The sequence below is a fragment of the Rhodobaculum claviforme genome, from assembly GCF_016653255.1.
Classification (GTDB): domain Bacteria; phylum Pseudomonadota; class Alphaproteobacteria; order Rhodobacterales; family Rhodobacteraceae; genus Rhodobaculum; species Rhodobaculum claviforme.
Genome location: NZ_NHSD01000266.1, coordinates 1 through 19,477, shown reverse-complemented (window position 1 = coordinate 19,477; position 19,477 = coordinate 1). Strand labels below are relative to the sequence as shown.

The window sequence follows — 19,477 nt, the reverse complement described above, 5'->3', positions numbered from 1 at the left end:
CGCCAAGGGCGAAAGCGGGGGGGCGTCCCCCCCGCTTTCGCCCTTGGCGCGGGGCGCGATCCGGTCCAGACAGCCCCCCGTATCGACGGAGGGGGAGCCGATGGCCGGGTTCACGTATCGCCGCCTTGCCTGTGACGGGCGCGCCCGCACCGGGGTGATCACCACCCCGCGCGGAGAGATCCGCACGCCCGCCTTCATGCCCGTGGGCACGGCGGCCACCGTCAAGGCGATGCACCCCGAACAGGTGCGCGCCACCGGTGCCGACATCCTGCTGGGCAACACCTATCACCTGATGCTGCGCCCCGGGGCCGAGCGCATCGCCCGGCTGGGGGGCTTGCACCGCTTCATGGGCTGGGACCGGCCGATCCTGACGGATTCCGGGGGGTTCCAGGTCATGAGCCTCGCCGGTCTGCGCAAGCTGACCGAGGAAGGCGTGACCTTCAAGTCCCACATCGACGGCGCGCGCCAGATGCTGTCGCCCGAGCGCAGCATGGAGATCCAGCGCCTGCTCGGCTCCGACATCGTGATGGCCTTCGACGAATGCACGCCGTTTCCGGCCGACGAGGGGGTCGCGGCACAGTCCATGCGGCTGTCGATGCGCTGGGCGCAGCGCTCGCGCGATGCCTTCGGCGACCGCCCCGGCCATGCGCTGTTCGGCATCCAGCAGGGCAGCGTGTTCCCCGACCAGCGCGCCGAGAGCGCCGAGGCCCTGCGCGCCATCGGCTTTGACGGCTACGCCGTGGGCGGCCTTGCGGTGGGCGAGGGGCAGGCGGCGATGCTCGGCGTGCTCGACTATGCCCCCGGCATGCTGCCCGAGGACAAGCCGCGCTATCTGATGGGGGTGGGCAAGCCCGACGACATCCTGGGCGCGGTGGAGCGGGGCATCGACATGATGGACTGCGTGCTGCCCACCCGATCGGGGCGCACGGGGCAGGCGTTCACCCGGCGGGGTGCGGTCAACCTGCGCAACGCGCGCCACGCCGATGATCCCCGCCCGCTGGACGACGGCTGCGGTTGTCCGGCCTGTCGCGGCTATTCGCGCGCCTATCTGCACCACCTGACGCGGGCGGGCGAGATCCTGGGGCTGATGCTGCTGACGGCGCACAACCTGCAGTATTATCAGGACCTGATGGGGGGCATCCGGGCCGCGATCACCGATGGCGCGCTGGCCCCGTTCGCCGCCGCGACCCGCGAGGGCTGGGCCACGGGCGACATCGAACGGCTGTAACGCACCTGCGGCCCTTGCGCCGGGGGGGCGCGTGGCTATAAGCCCGGTCGATTTGCGCGAGGCCGCGCATGGACAGGGGGGCAGTCATGCCGAAGCGGACCGACATCAAATCCATCCTGATCATCGGCGCCGGACCCATCGTCATCGGGCAGGCCTGCGAGTTCGACTATTCCGGTGCGCAGGCCTGCAAGGCGCTGCGCGAGGAGGGCTACCGCGTCATCCTCGTGAACTCCAACCCCGCCACGATCATGACCGACCCGCAGCTCGCGGACGCCACCTACATCGAGCCGATCACCCCCGAGGTCGTGGCCAAGATCATCGAGGCCGAGCGTCCCGACGCGCTCCTGCCCACCATGGGCGGGCAGACGGGCCTCAACACCGCGCTGGCGCTCGATGATGCGGGCGTGCTGGCGAAATACGGGGTGGAGATGATCGGTGCCCGGCGCGAGGCCATCGAGATGGCCGAGGACCGCAAGCTGTTCCGCGAGGCGATGGCCCGCATCGGGCTGGAAAACCCCCGCGCCACCATCGTCGCCGCGCCGAAGCTGCCCAACGGCCGCTTCGATCTTGCCGCCGGCGTGGCCGAGGCGATGGCCGCGCTGGAGGACATCGGCCTGCCCGCGATCATCCGCCCCGCCTTCACACTGGGCGGCACCGGGGGCGGCGTCGCCTACAACCGCGACGACTATGCGCGGCTGTGCCGGTCGGGCATGGATGCCTCGCCCATGGGGCAGATCCTGATCGACGAATCCCTTCTGGGCTGGAAGGAGTTCGAGATGGAGGTCGTGCGCGACCGCGCCGACAACGCCATCATCGTCTGCGCCATCGAGAATGTGGACCCGATGGGGGTGCATACCGGTGATTCGGTCACCGTCGCGCCCGCGCTGACGCTGACCGACAAGGAATACCAGATCATGCGCAACGGCTCGATCGCGTGCCTGCGCGAGATCGGGGTGGAGACGGGCGGGTCCAACGTGCAGTGGGCCGTGGACCCCGCCACGGGCCGCATGGTGGTGATCGAGATGAACCCGCGGGTGTCGCGCTCCTCGGCGCTGGCGTCCAAGGCCACCGGCTTTCCCATTGCCAAGATCGCGGCGAAGCTGGCGGTGGGCTATACGCTCGACGAGCTCGACAACGACATCACGCGGGTGACGCCGGCGTCGTTTGAGCCCTCCATCGACTATGTCGTCACCAAGATCCCGCGCTTTGCCTTCGAGAAATTCCCCGGCGCCAAGGCCGAGCTGACCACCGCCATGAAGTCGGTGGGCGAGGCGATGGCCATCGGGCGGTCGTTCCACGAGAGCCTGCAAAAGGCGCTGGCGTCGATGGAAACCGGCCTGACGGGGCTGGACGAGATCGCCATCGACGGCGCTCCCGACCGCGCCGCCGTGGTCAAGGCGCTGTCGCAGGCCACCCCCGACCGGCTGCGGGTGATCGCGCAGGCGATGCGCCATGGGCTGTCGGACGACGAGATCGGCGCGGTCACCTCCTATGATCCCTGGTTCCTCGCGCGCATCCGCGAGATCGTGGACGCCGAGGCCGCGATCCGCCGCGACGGCCTGCCGATGACCGAGGAGGGGTTGCGCGGGCTCAAGATGATGGGCTTTTCCGACGCCCGGCTGGCGATCCTGACGGGGCGGGACGAGGCGCAGGTACGCCGCGCGCGCCGCAACCTCGGGGTGGAGGCGGTGTTCAAGCGCATCGACACCTGTGCCGCCGAGTTCGAGGCGCAGACCCCCTACATGTACTCCACCTACGAGGCCCCCGCGATGGGCGAGGCGGAGTGCGAGGCGCGCCCCTCGGGGCGGCGCAAGGTGGTGATCCTGGGCGGCGGGCCCAACCGGATCGGCCAGGGGATCGAGTTCGACTATTGCTGCTGTCACGCGTGCTATGCGCTGTCGGACGCAGGGTTCGAGACGATCATGATCAACTGCAACCCCGAGACGGTGAGCACGGACTACGACACCTCCGACCGGCTCTATTTCGAGCCGCTGACGCTGGAGCATGTGCTGGAGATCCTGCGGGTGGAGCAGGCGGCGGGCACGCTGGAGGGCGTGATCGTGCAGTTCGGCGGGCAGACGCCGCTGAAGCTCGCGCGCGCGCTGGAGGCCGAGGGCATCCCGATCCTAGGCACCGCGCCCGACGCCATCGACCTGGCCGAGGACCGCGAGCGGTTCCAGGACCTGCTCAACCGGCTGGGGCTGAAGCAGCCCGTCAACGGCATCGCCCATTCGCCGGCCGAGGCGTTCCGCATCGCCGCCCGCGTGGGCTATCCGCTGGTGATCCGGCCGTCCTACGTGCTGGGCGGCCGCGCGATGGAGATTGTGCGCGATGACGCGCATCTGGAGCGCTACATCCGCGAGGCGGTGGTGGTGTCGGGGGCCTCTCCGGTGTTGCTCGACAGCTATCTGTCAGGCGCGGTGGAGGTCGATGTGGACGCGCTGTGCGACGGGGTGGATGTCCATGTCGCAGGCGTCATGCAGCACATCGAGGAGGCCGGCGTGCACTCGGGCGACAGCGCGTGCTCGCTGCCGCCGCACACCCTGCCGAAACCGGTGGTGGACGAGATGATCGCCCAGTCGCGCGCCATGGCGCTGGAGCTGGGCGTGGTGGGGCTGATGAACGTGCAGTTCGCGGTCAAGGACGGCGACATCTATGTGCTGGAGGTCAACCCGCGGGCGTCGCGCACGGTGCCGTTCGTGGCCAAGGCGACCGACAGCGCCATCGCGTCCATCGCCGCGCGGCTGATGGCGGGGGCGAAGCTGTCGGAGTTTCCGATGCGCGCACCGTACCCTGCGGGGGTGGGGCCCGATACGGCGCTGCCGTTGGCGGATCCGATGACGCTGGCCGATCCGCAGACGCCGTGGTTCTCGGTCAAGGAGGCGGTGCTGCCGTTCGCCCGCTTCCCCGGGGTGGACACGTTGCTGGGCCCCGAGATGCGGTCGACCGGTGAGGTGATGGGCTGGGACCGCAGCTTTCCGCTCGCGTTCCTCAAGGCGCAGCTGGGCGCGGGGGTGGCCCTGCCGGAGACCGGGCGGGTGTTCGTGTCGGTGCGCGACACCGACAAGGGTGCCGAAATGGCCGAGGCCGCGCGCACGCTGGTCGATCTGGGGCTGACGGTGGTGGCCACGCGCGGCACCGCGACGTTCCTGGCCGGGCAAGGCGTGCCCTGCGAGGTGGTCAACAAGGTCTATGAGGGGCGGCCCAACATCGTCGACATGCTCAAGGATGGGCAGATCGCGCTGGTGATGAACACCACCGAGGGTGTGCAGGCCATCGAGGACAGCCGCGACATCCGCGCCGCCGCGCTGATGGAGAAGATCCCCTATTTCACCACCGCCACCGCAAGCCATGCCGCGACACAGGCCATGGCCGCCCGGCGTGAGGGGCCGCTGAGCGTGCGCACGCTCCAGGGCTGACGGGGCGCCCGGCAGAGGCGGCGGCGGGGGCATCGAGCCCCCGCCGCCGCCGCCCGCCGCTGCGGCGCGGGCCGCACCCGATCGGGACCCGGTGCATTGACAGAATGCCGCGGTGCAACATGACGCATTCCCCGGGCGGTGTGCGTCCTCCATATGCATGCGAAGGAATACATGCATGGTGAGTACAGCAATGCCCAGATCCCGAACCCTCCGCCGCGGCCTTTATGGAACGCCGATCCTTGGCCGGATCGCCCACGAAGTGATCGAGGGCGACCGCGACAACAAATGGTACCTTGCGGTGGCCGTGCTGACGCTGTGGGTCCTTGCGGGCATGACGTGGGGATTGCCCGCGCTGGTGGCTCCGTTCGTGCTGGCGGCGCCGCTGTGCCTCGTGATGCTGGTCGCGATCAGCAGGGGCTGACCCGCATTCCGCTTGGACGGCGGGGCGGGGCGCCTTAGTATCCACCCCAGCCGCAAGGGGGACAGGGATGGCACGCGAGGACTATGACATCATCGTCTCGGGGGGCGGGGTTGCCGGTCTGACGGCCGCCGCCGGCTTTGGCGCGATGGGGCTGCGGGTGCTGTGCGTCGACCCTGCCGCACCCGTGACGGTGGCCGAGGACGAGGGCGCCGACCTGCGCACCACGGCGCTGTTGCAGCCGGCGGTGGCGCTGCTGGACGAGCTGGGCCTGTGGGCCCGCTTCGCGCCGCATGCCACGGCGTTGCAGGTGATGCGTATCGTGGATGCCGGCGGCCCTGATCCCGAGGTCCGTGTTGCGCATGAATTCGACGCCGCCGACATCTCGGACCAGCCGTTCGGGTGGAATTTGCCCAACTGGTTGCTGCGGCGCGAACTGGTCGCGCATCTGGACATGTTTCCAAATGTGGTGTTCCGCCCCGGGGTCGGCACCGCGCGGGTGTTCACCCGTGACAGCGGCGCGCGCGTCACGCTCAGCGACGGGACGGTGGCCGAGGCGCGGCTGCTGGTGGCGGCCGACGGGCGCAACTCTCCGGTGCGCGAGGCGCTGGGGATCGGCGTGACGACGTTGCGCTATGGACAGAAGGCGCTGGCCTTTGCCGTCACCCATCCGCGCCCGCATGACAATGTCTCGACCGAGATCCACCGCGCGGGCGGGCCGTTCACGCTGGTGCCGCTGCCGGACCGCGACGGGCAGCCGTGTTCCGCCATCGTCTGGATGGAGCGCGGCCCCGAGGTGCGCCGCCTGATGGCCCTGCCGGAGGCGGCGTTCGAGGCCGAGATGACCGAGCGGTCGGCCGGGTTGTTCGGCCCGTTGCGGCTGGCATCGCGGCTGACGGCCTGGCCGATCATCAGCCAGATCGCCGAGAAGTTCCACGGCCAGCGCACCGCGCTGATGGCCGAGGCGGCACATGTCGTGCCGCCCATCGGTGCGCAGGGGCTGAACATGAGCCTTCGGGACCTTGCGGCGCTGCGCGAACTGGTGCGCGAGGCGCCCGAGGAGATCGGCAGCCCGGTGATGCTGGAGCGCTACCACCGCCGCCGGTACGGCGATGTGCGCATGCGGGTGACGGGAATCGACATGCTGAATCGCGCGTCGATGGCCGGGTCACAGCCCCTGCGGGATCTGCGTGCGGCGGGACTGCGGACGCTGTATGGCGTGGCGCCGGTGCGGCGCGGGCTGATGCGGCTTGGCCTCGGGATGGGGGGCTGACGGATCAGCCCGCGCCGGGCCGCCCCCGCAGCAACGGCATCAGGGCGGCCATGTCGGGGCCGTCCCCACGTCCCGTCAGTGCCTTGCGCAGCGGCAGGAACAACCCCTTGCCCTTGCGCCCGGTCCGGGCCTTGACCGCAGCTGTCCAGTCGCGCCAGCTGTCAGGGCCCCACGGGGGGGGGGGCAGCAGCGCCATCGCCTGATCGACGAACTCCGCGTCTTCGGGTGCGATATCGGGGATGGCGCCATCGCGACACAGCGCCCACCAGCCGGCGATGTCGTCCATCACCGCGATGTTGTCGCGCATGACCTCCCAGAACGCGGGGCCCAGATCCTCGGGCACGCCCTGCGCCAGAACGCGCGCGCGCACGGCGTCCCATGGCTGCGATTGCAGGTGGGCGCGGGTCAGCGGCCACAGATCCTCGGGGTCGAACTTGGTGGGGGCGGCACCGAACTGCGCAAGATCGAAGCCTTCGGCCAGCGCGTCGAGGCTGTCGCGCAGCTCCACCGGCTGTGACGAGCCCAGTCGCGCCATCAGCGACAGCAGCGCCGCAGGCTCCACCCCGCGCGCGCGCAGGTCACGCAGCGACAGCGTGCCCAGTCGTTTCGACAGCGCCTCTCCGCCCGCGCCGGTCAGCAGCGAATGATGGGCAAAGGCGGGCGGCGTGCCGCCCAGCGCCTGGATGATCTGGATCTGGGTCGCGGTGTTGGTGACGTGGTCGGAGCCGCGCACGATGTGACTGACGCCCATCTCGATATCGTCCACGACCGAGGCGAGGGTATAGAGGACCTGTCCGTCGGCACGGATCAGCACCGGGTCCGACACGCTGGCGGCGTCGATCGACAGCGGCCCGAGGATGCCGTCGTCCCAGGTGATGCGCTCCTGATCGAGGCGGAAGCGCCAGTAGCCGGGTGTCTCGGCCCGCCGTGCGGCGCGCTCGTCCTCGCTCAGCTGCAGGCTGGCGCGGTCATAGACGGGCGGGCGGCCCATCGCGAGCTGCTTGCGGCGCTTGACCTCCAGCTCGGCCGGGGTCTCGAAGCATTCATAGAGCCGCCCCGAGGCGCGCAGACGGTCCGCGGCGGCGGCGTAGCGTTCAAGCCGCGCGGACTGCCGCTCCTCGCGGTCCCAGGTCAGGCCGAGCCAGCGCAGATCCTCGCGGATCGCCTCGGCGAACGCCTCGGTGGAGCGCGCGGGGTCGGTGTCGTCGAGCCGCAGGATGAACTGCCCGCCCGCCTTGCGCGTGATCAGCGCGTTGAACAGCGCCGTTCGCAGGTTGCCCACATGCAGATGGCCCGTGGGCGAGGGCGCGAAGCGGGTGATGACGGTGTCGGACATGGGCGCCTCCCTTGGCTTGCGTGCTCTTTCACAGCGCCGCCGTCTTGTCCATATCGGGGGCGGTTGCCGCAGGAGGACACCGCCATGATACCGCGCTGGGCTGCGTCCGCCGCCCCATCCCTCGAGGACTTCGCCGCGCTGGCCGAGGCCGCGCGCGCGGCCCTGCCCGCCGAATTCGCCGCCGCCGCCCGGGGCGTGGCGCTGCGGGTGGAGGATTTCGCCTCTGACGATCTGCTCGACGAGATGGAGATCGACGATCCCTTTGCGCTGACGGGGCTCTATGATGGCATTCCGCTGACCGAAAAATCGGCGTTCGACCAGCCCGAAGGACCTGACACGATCTGGCTGTTCCGGCGCCCGATTCTGGAGGAGTGGGCCGAGCGCGGCAACGTCTCGCTGGGCGAACTGGTCACCCATGTCTTTGTGCATGAGCTGGCGCACCACCTGGGGTGGTCGGACGCTGACATCGCGGTGGTGGATCGCTGGTGGGACTGACGCCCCGGGGTCACCCCCGGGCCGTCGCGCGGCCCGGGGTGGGGAGCGGTGCCGTCACCGCACCACCAGTTCCGCATGCAGCGCACCCGCGGCGCTGATGCTGGTCAGGATGTCGATCATGTCCCGCGGCGTGACCCCGAGTGCGTTGAGACCCGCCACCACCTCGGACAGGGAGGTGCCGCCGCTGAGTTCGGCCAGCCCCGTGCCCGGGTCCTCGTCCAGGCCGACGCGGGTGCGCGGAACCACCACGGTTTCACCGGCGGCAAAGGGGTTGGGCTGCACGACGATGGGTTCCTCCTCGACCCGAAGGGTCAGGTTGCCCTGGGCCACGGCCACGCGGCTGATCCGGACATCGGCGCCCATGACGATGGTGCCGGTGCGATGGTCCACGACCACCCGCGCGCGGGTCTGGGGTGCCACACCCAGGTTTTCGATCCGTCCCAGCACATGCGACGGCGAGCGCATGCCGGCCGACGCGATGTCCACAACGACCGTGCCGGCATCCAGCATGGCCGCGACGGGACGCCCGAATTCCCCGTTGATCACCCGTTCGATCCGCTCGGCGGTGGTGAAGTCGGGCGCGCGCAACGCCAGCCGGACCTGTGCGAGGCGGTTGAAGTCGAAGTCGACCTCGCGTTCGACCCGTGCGCCGGCGGGGATCACACCGGCGGTGGGCACGCCCTGCACGATCTGGGCGGCCTGGCCCTGCACCTCGATGCCGCTGGCGATCACCGAGCCTTGTGCCACGGCATAGATCTGCCCGTCGGCGCCATTCAGCGGGGTCATGATCAGCGTGCCGCCCAGCAGGCTGCGCGCGTCGCCGATGGCCGAGACCGTCACATCGACGCGTCCGCCCGCCCGGGCAAAGGGCGGGAGCTGCGATGTCACCATCACGGCCGCGACGTTGCGGGGCCGGAACTGTTCCCCGGTAACGTTGACGCCGAGGCGTTCGAGGATCGAGGCCATGATGTCCTCGGTGAAGGGGGAGTTGCGGATGCCGTCGCCGGTGCCGTTGAGGCCCACGACAAGACCGTAGCCCACCAGGTCGTTGCCGCGCACCCCGTCGAACTCCACCAGATCCTTGATCCGGATCGACTGCGCCAACGCAAGCGCGGGCGTCAGGCACAACACCAGCGCAAGCGTTGCCAGACGGATCATCGCAGGTACTCCGTCAGAGACATGCGCTGCAATCGCGCGGTCAGGGTGAACAGCGATTCGATCCGGACGCGGGTTTCCTCCAGCCGGGTGGCGGCGTCGAAGCTGTCCACGCCGATCACGTCGTTCAGCGCGATGTCGAGGGCGGTCAACTCGTTGGCGTTGCGGACTGTCGCCGCTTCGATCCGGGCCTCGGTGTTGCCGACCTCGCCCGCAAGGGCCGTGATCCCCACCGGTGCGCCAACGAGGCGAAGCGCGACGGACTCGAGCAGCTTCGCCCGACCGGAGGGGTCGTTCGCCAGCGCGCCGTTGTCCACCACCGCGGCCAAGGCAAAGCCGCCCAGCGCCGCGCGCAGTTCCGTCCGAAGCGCCGTTGCGGTCAGGGTGACCCGCTCTCCGGGCGAAATCGTGAGGGGGCCTTCGGGCAGGCCTGCCCCGATGTAGCCTTGCCCGGAGGTCTCGAAGCCGCCGCCGGGCGTGTCGAACCAGGCAAACACACGGTCCGCGATCTCCTCCGGGTCGGTGAGGCCGGCGATCTCGGCTGTCAGGGCGGCGACCATGATATCCGGGGACGCCAGCGCGGCCCGGTCGCTCGCTGCGCCGGCGAACAGGCTGCGGTCGCCGACACGCGTGTTCAGCGCCGAAACCGCATCTGTGAAGGCGTCGCCCCCGATTCGTGCCGCGGTGTCGATCAACTGCTCGGGTACCGCGGTCCCGAAACCGAAGAGCTGGCCGGCCAGGTCCATGGCGCCGATGCGCAGACGCTCGAGCACCTTTTGTTGTCCGGCGGTGTGCACCGCGGCCTCGGTGGTGGAGATCCTGTGGGCTTCCAGCGCGGTGCGGCTGCGCTCGATCGCCGAAAGGGCGGCGGTATCGCCGCGCAGTCCGCGCAGCGGGTCTGCCATCCGTCCGGTGGTCAGCTCCTGGCTGTGTTTCGCAAGCGCGGCCTTGAGGGTGGCGGTCTGGCGTCGCAGAAACAATGCGTTGGCCATGTCGCCGGCGCGGATCATGCTCATGCCGTGTCCTTTCTTCAGATGGCGAGAAGCCGTTGCATCATTTCGTCTGCGGCGGTGAGGACCCGGGCATTCGCGGCATAGAGGCGTTCGATGACGAGCAGACGCTGCATCTCGGCGTCGGTGTCGACCGCGCCGGAGGCTTCGACGTCGCGCAGGGCCATGTTGCGCGCGCCGACGGTGGCGCCCTGTGTCTCTGCCGCGTCGCGCGTTCGGCCCAACCCCGCGCCGAAGTCCGCCACATGACCGGCAAAGTCGCGGGCCGGTCCCGCGCTGCCCGGCAGCGAACCGAGGCTTTCCAGGGCGCGGGTCAGCGCATCGAGACCGCGGCCATCCCCGACCTCGCCCGGTACGAGGCCACCAAGGCCGGTGCGCAGGCGCCAGACCCTGCTCTCATCCCCCGGTGCCGCGGGATAGACGAGGGAGGTGATGGCCAGGTGCTGGGCGCGGTCGGGTCCCCCCACGGGGCCGCCGGCAAAGACGAACAGGCCCTCGCCGCCGGGAACGGGCGTCGCGGGATCGGCGTCGGCCTGTTCGAACCGGGCAACGAGGTCCCGCGCCAGCAGATCGACCTGGTCCTGCGCGGCCGGCAGGAGAACGTCACGCACGGCAAAAAGCCCTTCGATCCGGCCGCCGCTCAGGGGGCCGCCGGGACCGGTCTGCACCGACCGGCCGTCGATGGTCAGGCCCTGAAGCTCCACCCCGTCGAGGGTGAAGCTGGGAACCGTTGCCTGGCCGAGTTCCACCCGCGCCACGCGGCCGTCGAGCAGGATGGCCCCGTTTTCGGTGAACAGGCCAACCTGCCCGCCCGGTCGGGGCACCTCGCGCAGGGGAACCAGATCGGCCAGTTCGTCGATGACGCGCTGGCGCTGGTCGATCAGGCCATTGGGTGCCTGACCCATCGCCACCTCCCGCTGGATGAGGCGGTTGAGGCGCTGCACCTCCTCCAGGCCGGTGTTCAGCCGGTCCACCGCCGCGCGGATGCCGGTGTCGGCGTCGTCGCGGGCGGACTGGATATCGCGGCCGAGGGTTGCGATGTCACCGGCGAGGCCCTCCGCCTCGCGCAGGACGGTGTCGAGGCGTGCCAGCGAGTCGGGCCGGCTGGCGGCTTCGGTCAGGGCGGCCGAGAAATCGGCCACCCGTGTGCTCAGCGCGCCGGGGGTGCCCGGAATGCCCACGATCCGCTCGATGGCCGAGAGCGCCTGGCTGCGGGCCTGCGCCTCACCCATGCCGGCGTCGGTCTGCCGGCGCTGGTTCAGAAGGCCCAGATCGACCAGGCGGTTCTCTGTCACCACCCGAACGCCGGGGGATCCGCCGGAGCCGTCGCGGGCGACAAGCTCCAGCTCGCGCCGCCCGTACCCGTCGGTGGTGGCGTTGGCCACGTTCGAGGCGATCGTCATGGTCGCCCGAGACGCCATGGCGAGACCCGACAGGGCAGAGGATATTGCGGAATTCAGCGTCATCGGGGGCCTCCCTCAGGGTGCGGAGTGAACAGCTGCGGCGCGGATCAGCGCTTGATGTTGGTGGTTTCTTGCAGCATCTCGTCGACGGTCTGGATGACCTTGGCGTTGGAGGAATAGGCCCGCTGCGTCTGGATCAGCGAGGTGAGCTCCTGCGCCACGTCAACGGTGGATTCCTCGCGTGCAAAGCCCACCATTTCGCCCACCGGCCCTTCGCCCGCGTTCCACAGGAAGAACTGACCGCTCTCGCGCGAGGGGCGATAGGTCTGGTTGCTCAGCGCCTGGAGGCCGTTGGGGTTGGGCACGTCGACGATCGGCACCTGGTAAATCGTGCGGGTAAAGCCGTTGTCGTAGATCGCGTTGACCATGCCGCGGGCGTCGACCTCGACCGAGACGAGATCGCCGACGGGCGAGCCATCCTTGTTGATGGCGATGGGGGTGAAGCGGTCCGACAGCTGCGTCAGCCCGCGCCCGCCGGCCACGGCGTCCAGCTGCACCGACAGCGGTGGGTTGGCCGGGTTCTCCGCACCGGCAGGGGCCGCCGGGAAGGTATAGGTCAAGGCGCCGGTGGCGGGAACGTTGGGGTCGACCTCGGTCAGACCTGTGGCCGTTGCGGTGATCGGAAGCGGCGTCGGGTCGGTCGGGTTGGCGGGATCGGGACCCTCGATCAATTCGAATGCGGTCATTCGCCCGGAGGTGTCGAACAGGACGAGCGCCTCTTGCGTATTCGGTGCACCGTTCGGGTTCGTCATGGTCAGCCGCCAGACATTCTTGACGATGCCGCCACCGAAGGCGCCGCCAAGCTCGGCCGGGGCGCCGGGGACACCGTTGAAGAACTGGCCGCCGGTGGCGGGAATCTGGTTCGAGAATGTCGCCGACAGCGTGCTGCCGACGCCCACCGAATCGAACAGCTCGATCGTCAGCGGGTAGCTTTGCGCCTCGGCGCCGGAGCGGGTCGCGGTGGCCGGCAGGTTCAGGCCGAGGTCGATGAACTTGGTCGGATTGCCCTCGAACTGGTTCTTGTCCACGCGCACGGGCTCCAGCGCGGTGGTGACATCGCGGGGGAAGGGCGGGATCGTGCCGTCGGGATTGGCCGGAACGCCCATCAGCACCAGGCCGCTGTCGGTGCGCAGCACGCCGTTGGCGTCGGGGCGGAACGAGCCGGTGGTGGTCATCAGCATCGGCAGCGGGCCACCGGCCTGGGCCGCGACCTGCGTCGTCACCGGCAGCATCCCGCGCCCGGAAATCGCGATGTCGGTGGGGTTGGATGTGCTGTTGAGCGGCCCGCGCTGGTCCACGATGCGCTGGGTCGATGCCCGCACCCCGCCCGCGCTGTACGACCCCGGCGAGTTGCCCAGCACCATCGACGCGAAATCCGCCGTCACCCGCTTGTACCCGAAGGTCGAGGAGTTCGCGATGTTGTCCGAGATCGTCGACAGCCGGGTGGCATTGGCCGAGAGCCCGGCCACGCCTGCATTCATGGAGGAGGAAATCGACATGGTGCGCCTTTCTGCAACCGCCGTCCCGGATCGGGGCGGCCATCTGAGGCGCACCATGCCGTGTGGGGTCTTAAGGCGCCCCTAATGCCATCGCGGCCCTGCGGCCTCGGCCCCGTCGCGCAGCAGGACCACCTCCAGGCGGTTGTTGCGCAGCGCGGCGGGGTTGCGCGCCGCCGGCTGGCGGTCGGCGTGGCCGGTGACGCGGTGCATGCGCGCGGGCGCGATTCCCGCCTCCTGCAGCAGTTCGCGCATGCGCTGGGCGCGCGCCGTGGACAGCGCCCACACCGGGTTGTCGGTGCGAATCACCGGCTCGGTGCGGGTGTGCCCGTCCACCGCGACGCCGTTGTCCACCAGCCCGAAGACCTCGTGCAGGAGCCCGGCGATGGTTACCAGAACCGGGTTGGCGACATCGCTGTCCCCGGCGAACAGCGTCTGGCCCGGCATATCGAAGATCTCCACGATCAGGCCTTCGTCGGTGACGCGGGTCACGATGTGGCGCAGCGCGAGTTCCGCCACCACGCTTTCGCCGCCGACCGCGCGCAGCGCGCGGGCGATCTCGTCCAGCGTGTCGGTCGTGCCGGGGCCGTCGGGCGTGTGCGCCGCCTCGGGCGGGCGCGGGGCGGCCATGGCCTCCCCTTCGGCGTGCATCACCGCGTCGTGGCGCGCGCTGTCGGCCAGCACCGCGTCCGACATCACGTTGTGCCCCCCGAACACGCTGTCCGAACCGCCCGCATTGCGATTCAGCGCGATGGTGGGGCTGAAATACTCCGCCAGCCCCTTGCGCGTTTGTTCGTCCGTTGCGTTGATCAGCCACATCACAAGGAAAAAGGCCATCATGGCCGTCGCAAAATCGGCAAAGGCGATCTTCCACGCCCCGCCGTGATGCTCGTCGGCCGCAATAATCCTTTTTCGCTTGATGATGGCTGGCGCGGCATTCCTGTGCCGGTCCATCACACCACCCCTTCAGTCCACCCATCCCCAGCGATACCGGCGCGCGCGTAAACCGTTGCTTAACGGGCGCGCGCGGGACCTGGCGGCTTTGGTTCGAATTGCCGATATCGGCGAGGGGGCGATTAACCCGCGATTAGGGCGCGTCCGTCAGAACCGTCCTTGCACCCCGCAACGGGTGGCACGGCGGACCGACACACCCCGCCGTATTGGCCAGAACGCCCTTCACCCGGCCCGACACGGGCTTGAAACGGACGCCGGACGGAAAACCCGGTTCCGGCACTTCTGGAAGGACACGCAAGAAATGGCTTCGATTCTGACCAACAACGGCGCCATGGTCGCGCTGCAGACCATGCGCAACATCAACAAGAGCATGGAGACGACCCAGGGCCAGATCGCCACCGGCATGAAGGTGGCCACCGCCAAGGACAACGCGTCGACCTGGGCCATCGCCTCGGTCATGCGCAGCGATGTGGGCGGCTTCAAGGCGATCCAGAGCACGCTGGCCACGGCCAACGCAACGGTCGCGGTGGCGCGCGGCGCGTCCGAAAGCATCGTCGGCCTGCTCCAGACCGTGAAGGACAAGGTCACCGAAGCGCAGTCGGCGTCTGCCGACCGTGGCAAGATCCAGGCAGACATCCTGGAGCTGCGCAACCAGATCTCGTCCATCGTCGGAACGGCTCAGTTCAACGGGGTCAATCTCATCAACGGCGGCGGGGAGCTGAAGGTTCTGACCTCGCTTGATCGTGATGGCAGCGGCAACGTCAGCGCGGGCACGCTGACGGTCAATTCGCAGGATCTCCGTGTCGGCGCGCTGACCGAGGTGACGGGTGTGGCGGGCAGCGATCGCGCGGTCTGGGGTGGTGCGATCATGGCGGAGAACGGCGGCATGCAGGGCTTGACTATCGCCAACGTTGCCAAAGGCGACGTCCTGCGCATCCAGATCGGAACCGAGACCCGCGCCTTCGTGGCGGGCGAGGATGATACCAACGAATCGATGGCGGCTCGTATTGCTGGCGCCATGTCCGGTGGTGCTATCACGGCTTCGGTCGCTGCCGCCGTGATCACCTTCACAAACAATGCCGAGGCCGGGGATCCCGCTGACAGCAACGACCTGCGTGTGAGCGCGGCGTCCTTCGAGGCGGATGACGACGGTCTGGCCGGTGGCCTCGGCGGCCTTGCGGGCTTCGACGTCTCGGAGGCCTCCGGAGCCGCCAATGCTCTTGCTCAGGTCGATGCGCTGCTGAACTCGGCCATCAACGCGGCGGCGGCCTTCGGTACCGCCCAGGGCCGGATCGATAACCAGCAGGAGTTCATGGGCAAGCTGATCGACTCCATGAACAACGGGATCGGCGCGCTGGTCGATGCCGACATGGAGGAAGCCTCGGCCCGCCTGCAGGCGCTGCAGGTGCAGCAGCAGCTGGGCATCCAGGCGCTGTCCATCGCCAACCAGCAGCCCCAGAACATCCTGGCGCTGTTCCGCTAAGGCCCGTGAACCGGGGCGCGCGCGCAGGCGTTGGCGCGCGCGCCCCACTCGCCGACACCGCCTCCGTCGGGATGGCCCGTCCCTGATCGCGGCGTCCGCCCGATCCCGGGTCGCCGGTGAGGCCGCCCGCCCCCTAGCCGAAGGAAAGCCCGATGAATTCGCTCGCCCCCGCCGGTGGCGCCTACGGCCGTGCCCAAACCGCGGCGCGCACACCGCGCGGCATCGAATACGAGGTGATCGCCCGCGTCACGCGCCGTCTCAAGGCCGCCGCCGACCACCGCCAGGAGGACTTTCCCGCCTTCGTCGCGGCGGTGATGGACAACCTCACGCTGTGGACCACGCTCGGCCTCGACGTGGCCGAACCGACCAACGCGCTGCCGGCACAGCTGCGGGCCCAGCTGTTCTATCTGTTCGAATTCACCAACCAGCACAGCCGCAAGTTGCTCAACGGCGATGACGCCAGCCCCGACATCCTGATCGAGATCAACACCTCCGTCATGCGCGGTCTGCGCGGCGAGGGGGGCGTGCAATGACCGGCCTCGTCCTCAAGCTGGGACCGAAGGAGCGGGTGCTGATCAACGGCGCCGTGGTCGAGAACGGTGACCGCCGCGCGCGCCTCGCGATCATGACCCCCAACGCCCACATCCTGCGCCTGCGCGACGCCATCCACCCCGAGGAGGTCAACACCCCCGTGCGCCGGGTCTGCTACATCATGCAGCTGGTGCTGTCGGGCGACGTCGCCCCGGACGAGGCGCAACGCCAGCTTCTGCGCGGGATCGAGCAGCTCAGCCAGGTGCTGACCGACCACGACAGCCGCACCCAGCTGACGCAGGCCACCGAGGCGGTTCTGGCGGGCGCGCATTACCAGGCGCTGAAGTCGCTGCGCACCCTGCTCCCGCGTGAGGAGCGGCTGTTCGGCGGCATCCAGGGACCGTCGGGTCCGGCCAGGGCCGCGCCCTCGGCCGCCGCCGTGCAGCCATGAGCTTCCAGCCGGTCCTGCCGCTGGGGGGCTATGGCGGCTGGCGCTTCCTCAACCGCACGTTGGAGACGCAGCAGGCGCAATTCGCCAAAAGCCCCATGGTGCAGCGCGACGCCGCCTATTTCCGGGAAAAGATCGGCCAGGTCGAGAGCGCGGCCGATCTGGTCGCGGACCGGCGGTTGCTGCGGGTCGCGCTCGGGGCGTTCGGCCTTGATGATGCGCTGCCCAACCGGTTCTTCATCCGCAAGGTGCTGGAGGAGGGGACCCAGGCGCCGGACGCCTTTGCCAACCGGCTGGCCGACAAGCGGTATGCCGCGCTGTCGCGCGCCTTTGGCTTTGGCGATTCCGAAACGCCGCTGACCGGGACCGCCGGATTTGCCGACCGCATCCTGAAATCCCACGAGACCCGTCAGTTCGAGGTCGCCGTCGGCAATCAGGACCAGAACATGCGGCTCGCCCTGAACCTGCGGCGGGAGCTGTCCGAACTGGCCTCCGGCGACCAGAGCGAGCGTGCCAAGTGGTTCACCGTGATGGGCACCCCGCCGCTGCGCCAGGTGTTCGAGGCCGCGTTCAACCTCCCCAGGAGCTTCGGCGCCCTCGATCTGGATCGCCAGCTTGGCATCCTGCAGGAACGCACGCGGCGCAGCTTTGGCGACGGCAGCATCAGCCAGTTCAGCGACCCCGACAAGATCGACGCGCTGGCACGCCAGTTCATCCTGCGCTCGGAAATCCAGGCGGGCATGATGGGCGGGGCGGCGCGGGGATCGGCCGCGCTGCAACTGCTCCAGACGGCGGCACAACGCGGACCGCTGCTGCGCTGACGATCCCTCCCGCGCGGTGCCATCCGTGCCGTGGGGCGCGGGTTGGCGACGTGCGATCCGCCCGCGGTCGGTCAAGGGTCTGCGCGCGCCGCAGGCCCGACGCCACAGGGTGCAACGGGCGCTCGTCGCCGCGACCGGCGCAAACCCCAACCGATGTGCATCAGTCCCCATCCATACGCGCGGTGTGCGCCCTCCGCCCCCGTCGGGCGCCGGCGCATCCGGCAGCCCCCTCGATCTCTCGCGCCTGGCCGGGCGGTGTCAGGCCTGCCTGTGATCACCGGCGCCTGCGGTCGGGTCGGGTTGGTCGCCCGTGCGCGGGGCGGTTCGCGCACCGCCGCCCCGCGCCGGTGTGGGATCAGACCTCCGGCACCAGGATCTCGCGCTTGCCGACGTGGTTGGCCGGGGTGACGACGCCCTGGTCCTCCATCTGCTCCACCAGCCGGGCGGCCTTGTTATAGCCGATGCCCAGTTTCCTCTGGATGTAGCTGGTGGAGCACTTGCGATCCCGAGCCACGATCGCCACCGCCTGATCATACAGCGCCGCATCGCCGCCGTCGCCGCTGCCAAGGCCGAGGACCGCATCGATGTCGGCCTCGCGCCCGTCCTCGGGGCCCTCCTGCACGCCCGAGACATAGTCCGGCGGACCGAAGGCCTTGAGGTGGTTGACGACCTCCTCCACCTCCTCGTCCGAGACGAACGGCCCGTGGATGCGGGTGATGCGCCCGCCGCCGGCCATGTAGAGCATGTCGCCCATGCCCAGCAGCTGCTCGGCGCCCATCTCGCCCAGGATGGTGCGGCTGTCGATCTTGGAGGTGACCTGGAAGCTGATCCGGGTGGGGAAGTTCGCCTTGATCGTGCCGGTGATGACGTCGACCGAGGGGCGCTGCGTGGCCATGATCAGGTGGATGCCCGAGGCCCGCGCCATCTGCGCCAGGCGCTGGATGCAGGCCTCGATCTCCTTGCCGGCGACCATCATCAGGTCGGCCATCTCGTCCACGATGACGACGATGTAGGGGATCGCCTCGGGGGCGAATTCCTCGTGCTCGAACACCGGCTCGCCGGTGGCGTCGTCAAAGCCGGTCTGCACGATGCGGGTGAACATCTCGCCGTTGGCCAGCGCCTCGCGCACGCGGCCGTTGTAGCCGTCGATGTTGCGCACGCCCATCTTGGACATCTTGCGGTAGCGGTCCTCCATCTCCGCCACGACCCATTTCAGGGCCACCACGGCCTTTTTCGGGTCCGTCACCACCGGCGACAGCAGATGCGGGATGCCGTCATAGACCGACAGCTCCAGCATCTTGGGGTCGATCATGATGAGCCGGCATTCGTCGGGCGTCAGGCGGTAGAGCAGCGACAGGATCATCGTGTTGATCGCCACCGACTTGCCCGAGCCGGTGGTGCCCGCGATCAGCAGGTGGGGCATCTTGGCAAGGTTGGCCACGATGGGTTCCCCGCCGATGCCCTTGCCCAGCGCCAGCGGCAGGCGGGTCTGGCTGTCGGCATAGTCGCGCGCGGACAGGATCTCGCGCAGGACGACCTTTTCGCGATGCACGTTCGGCAGCTCGATCCCGATGACCGAGCGCCCCGGCACGGTGGAGACGCGCGCCGAGAGGGCCGACATCGACCGCGCGATGTCATCGGCCAGCCCGATCACGCGGCTCGCCTTCAGGCCCGGCGCGGGTTCCAGTTCGTACATGGTGACCACCGGGCCGGGGCGGACCGAGGTGATCTCGCCCTTGACGCCGTAATCCTCCAGCACGCTTTCGAGCATGCGGGCGTTGTCCTCCAGCGCGTCGGGGCTGAGGGGGTGGCGGGTGATCGACTCAGGGCTCATCAGCAGCGACAGCGGCGGCAGGTCCATGCCCCCTGCGGGCTCGGGCGCGGGCTGTGGCTGGGCGCGGGGCGGGCGCGCCGCGCTCGCGGCCTGGACCACGCGCGGGCCGGGGG

16 protein-coding genes are annotated in these 19,477 nt (G+C 69.6%); 9 read left to right on the top strand and 7 right to left on the bottom strand.

What is annotated here, in order from left to right:
* The first annotated feature begins 100 nt into the window (after positions 1-100).
* The 4 genes from tgt (at position 101) to CCR87_RS10145 (ending at position 6,338) form a co-directional block, all read left to right on the top strand.
* A complete protein-coding gene (gene tgt / locus CCR87_RS10160) occupies positions 101-1,228 on the top strand; it encodes a tRNA guanosine(34) transglycosylase Tgt (protein ID WP_201157414.1) in 1,128 nt (375 codons plus the stop codon).
* A gap of 86 nt (positions 1,229-1,314) precedes the next feature.
* A complete protein-coding gene (gene carB / locus CCR87_RS10155) occupies positions 1,315-4,647 on the top strand; it encodes a carbamoyl-phosphate synthase large subunit (RefSeq protein ID WP_201157413.1) in 3,333 nt (1,110 codons plus the stop codon).
* Between the two features lie 190 nt (positions 4,648-4,837).
* Entirely contained in the window at positions 4,838-5,068 is a 231-nt protein-coding gene (locus tag CCR87_RS10150; RefSeq protein WP_201157412.1) for a hypothetical protein, read from the top strand.
* Between the two features lie 67 nt (positions 5,069-5,135).
* The gene (locus tag CCR87_RS10145) at positions 5,136-6,338 is read left to right on the top strand and encodes a UbiH/UbiF family hydroxylase (RefSeq protein ID WP_201157411.1); all 1,203 of its coding nucleotides are present in this window, start codon (positions 5,136-5,138) and stop codon (positions 6,336-6,338) included.
* A gap of 4 nt (positions 6,339-6,342) precedes the next feature.
* On the opposite strand, the gene gltX is transcribed toward CCR87_RS10145, so the two are convergent.
* Positions 6,343-7,674 (bottom strand): glutamate--tRNA ligase, encoded by a 1,332-nt coding sequence (gene gltX / locus CCR87_RS10140; protein WP_201157410.1) that lies wholly within the window; start codon positions 7,672-7,674, stop codon positions 6,343-6,345.
* 84 nt (positions 7,675-7,758) lie between these two features.
* Between gltX and CCR87_RS10135 the strand changes: the two genes are divergently transcribed.
* Entirely contained in the window at positions 7,759-8,169 is a 411-nt protein-coding gene (locus CCR87_RS10135; RefSeq protein WP_201157409.1) for a metallopeptidase family protein, read from the top strand.
* A 54-nt stretch (positions 8,170-8,223) separates the two neighbouring features.
* Here CCR87_RS10135 and CCR87_RS10130 read toward each other — a convergent pair whose 3' ends face one another.
* The 5 genes from CCR87_RS10130 to CCR87_RS10110 form a co-directional block, all read right to left on the bottom strand.
* Complete coding sequence (locus CCR87_RS10130) at positions 8,224-9,327, bottom strand: flagellar basal body P-ring protein FlgI (RefSeq protein WP_201157408.1); 1,104 nt, start codon at positions 9,325-9,327, stop codon at positions 8,224-8,226.
* On the bottom strand, positions 9,324-10,340 hold the full coding sequence (locus tag CCR87_RS10125) for a flagellin (protein ID WP_201157407.1): 1,017 nt from the start codon (positions 10,338-10,340) through the stop codon (positions 9,324-9,326). Before CCR87_RS10125 ends, CCR87_RS10130 begins: the two co-directional genes overlap by 4 nt.
* A gap of 14 nt (positions 10,341-10,354) precedes the next feature.
* Complete coding sequence (locus CCR87_RS10120; RefSeq protein WP_201157406.1) at positions 10,355-11,800, bottom strand: FlgK family flagellar hook-associated protein; 1,446 nt, start codon at positions 11,798-11,800, stop codon at positions 10,355-10,357.
* A gap of 44 nt (positions 11,801-11,844) precedes the next feature.
* Positions 11,845-13,296 (bottom strand): flagellar hook protein FlgE, encoded by a 1,452-nt coding sequence (locus CCR87_RS10115; RefSeq protein WP_201157405.1) that lies wholly within the window; start codon positions 13,294-13,296, stop codon positions 11,845-11,847.
* An 81-nt stretch (positions 13,297-13,377) separates the two neighbouring features.
* Positions 13,378-14,247 carry an OmpA/MotB family protein gene (locus tag CCR87_RS10110; RefSeq protein ID WP_201157404.1) on the bottom strand — a complete coding sequence of 290 codons (870 nt, stop codon included), beginning with the start codon at positions 14,245-14,247 and terminating at the stop codon, positions 13,378-13,380.
* A 301-nt stretch (positions 14,248-14,548) separates the two neighbouring features.
* Between CCR87_RS10110 and CCR87_RS17530 the strand changes: the two genes are divergently transcribed.
* The 4 genes from CCR87_RS17530 to CCR87_RS10090 all read left to right on the top strand — a co-directional run bounded on the left by CCR87_RS17530 (position 14,549) and on the right by CCR87_RS10090 (position 17,530).
* Positions 14,549-15,730, top strand: a complete 1,182-nt coding sequence (locus CCR87_RS17530; RefSeq protein WP_201157403.1) for a flagellin N-terminal helical domain-containing protein — start codon at positions 14,549-14,551, stop codon at positions 15,728-15,730.
* A gap of 152 nt (positions 15,731-15,882) precedes the next feature.
* A complete protein-coding gene (gene flaF / locus CCR87_RS10100; RefSeq protein WP_201157402.1) occupies positions 15,883-16,263 on the top strand; it encodes a flagellar biosynthesis regulator FlaF in 381 nt (126 codons plus the stop codon).
* Complete coding sequence (flbT, locus tag CCR87_RS10095) at positions 16,260-16,712, top strand: flagellar biosynthesis repressor FlbT (RefSeq protein ID WP_201157401.1); 453 nt, start codon at positions 16,260-16,262, stop codon at positions 16,710-16,712. The genes flaF and flbT overlap by 4 nt, the downstream gene beginning before the upstream one ends.
* The gene (locus CCR87_RS10090; RefSeq protein ID WP_201157400.1) at positions 16,709-17,530 is read left to right on the top strand and encodes a DUF1217 domain-containing protein; all 822 of its coding nucleotides are present in this window, start codon (positions 16,709-16,711) and stop codon (positions 17,528-17,530) included. The genes flbT and CCR87_RS10090 overlap by 4 nt, the downstream gene beginning before the upstream one ends.
* 355 nt (positions 17,531-17,885) lie before the next feature.
* Here CCR87_RS10090 and CCR87_RS10085 read toward each other — a convergent pair.
* On the bottom strand, positions 17,886-19,477 hold a 1,592-nt coding region (locus CCR87_RS10085; RefSeq protein WP_274609770.1), incomplete at its 5' end, for a DNA translocase FtsK.

Coding starts and splice junctions, on each gene's coding strand:
- CCR87_RS10110 (WP_201157404.1), bottom strand. CDS start 14,247: ATGGACCGGCACAGGAATGCCGCGCCAGCCATCATCAAGCGAAAAAGG.
- CCR87_RS17530 (WP_201157403.1), top strand. CDS start 14,549: ATGGCTTCGATTCTGACCAACAACGGCGCCATGGTCGCGCTGCAGACC.
- CCR87_RS10090 (WP_201157400.1), top strand. CDS start 16,709: ATGAGCTTCCAGCCGGTCCTGCCGCTGGGGGGCTATGGCGGCTGGCGC.
- CCR87_RS10115 (WP_201157405.1), bottom strand. CDS start 13,296: ATGTCGATTTCCTCCTCCATGAATGCAGGCGTGGCCGGGCTCTCGGCC.
- gltX (WP_201157410.1), bottom strand. CDS start 7,674: ATGTCCGACACCGTCATCACCCGCTTCGCGCCCTCGCCCACGGGCCAT.
- flaF (WP_201157402.1), top strand. CDS start 15,883: ATGAATTCGCTCGCCCCCGCCGGTGGCGCCTACGGCCGTGCCCAAACC.
- tgt (WP_201157414.1), top strand. CDS start 101: ATGGCCGGGTTCACGTATCGCCGCCTTGCCTGTGACGGGCGCGCCCGC.
- CCR87_RS10125 (WP_201157407.1), bottom strand. CDS start 10,340: ATGAGCATGATCCGCGCCGGCGACATGGCCAACGCATTGTTTCTGCGA.
- carB (WP_201157413.1), top strand. CDS start 1,315: ATGCCGAAGCGGACCGACATCAAATCCATCCTGATCATCGGCGCCGGA.
- flbT (WP_201157401.1), top strand. CDS start 16,260: ATGACCGGCCTCGTCCTCAAGCTGGGACCGAAGGAGCGGGTGCTGATC.
- CCR87_RS10145 (WP_201157411.1), top strand. CDS start 5,136: ATGGCACGCGAGGACTATGACATCATCGTCTCGGGGGGCGGGGTTGCC.
- CCR87_RS10120 (WP_201157406.1), bottom strand. CDS start 11,800: ATGACGCTGAATTCCGCAATATCCTCTGCCCTGTCGGGTCTCGCCATG.
- CCR87_RS10130 (WP_201157408.1), bottom strand. CDS start 9,327: ATGATCCGTCTGGCAACGCTTGCGCTGGTGTTGTGCCTGACGCCCGCG.
- CCR87_RS10135 (WP_201157409.1), top strand. CDS start 7,759: ATGATACCGCGCTGGGCTGCGTCCGCCGCCCCATCCCTCGAGGACTTC.
- CCR87_RS10150 (WP_201157412.1), top strand. CDS start 4,838: ATGCCCAGATCCCGAACCCTCCGCCGCGGCCTTTATGGAACGCCGATC.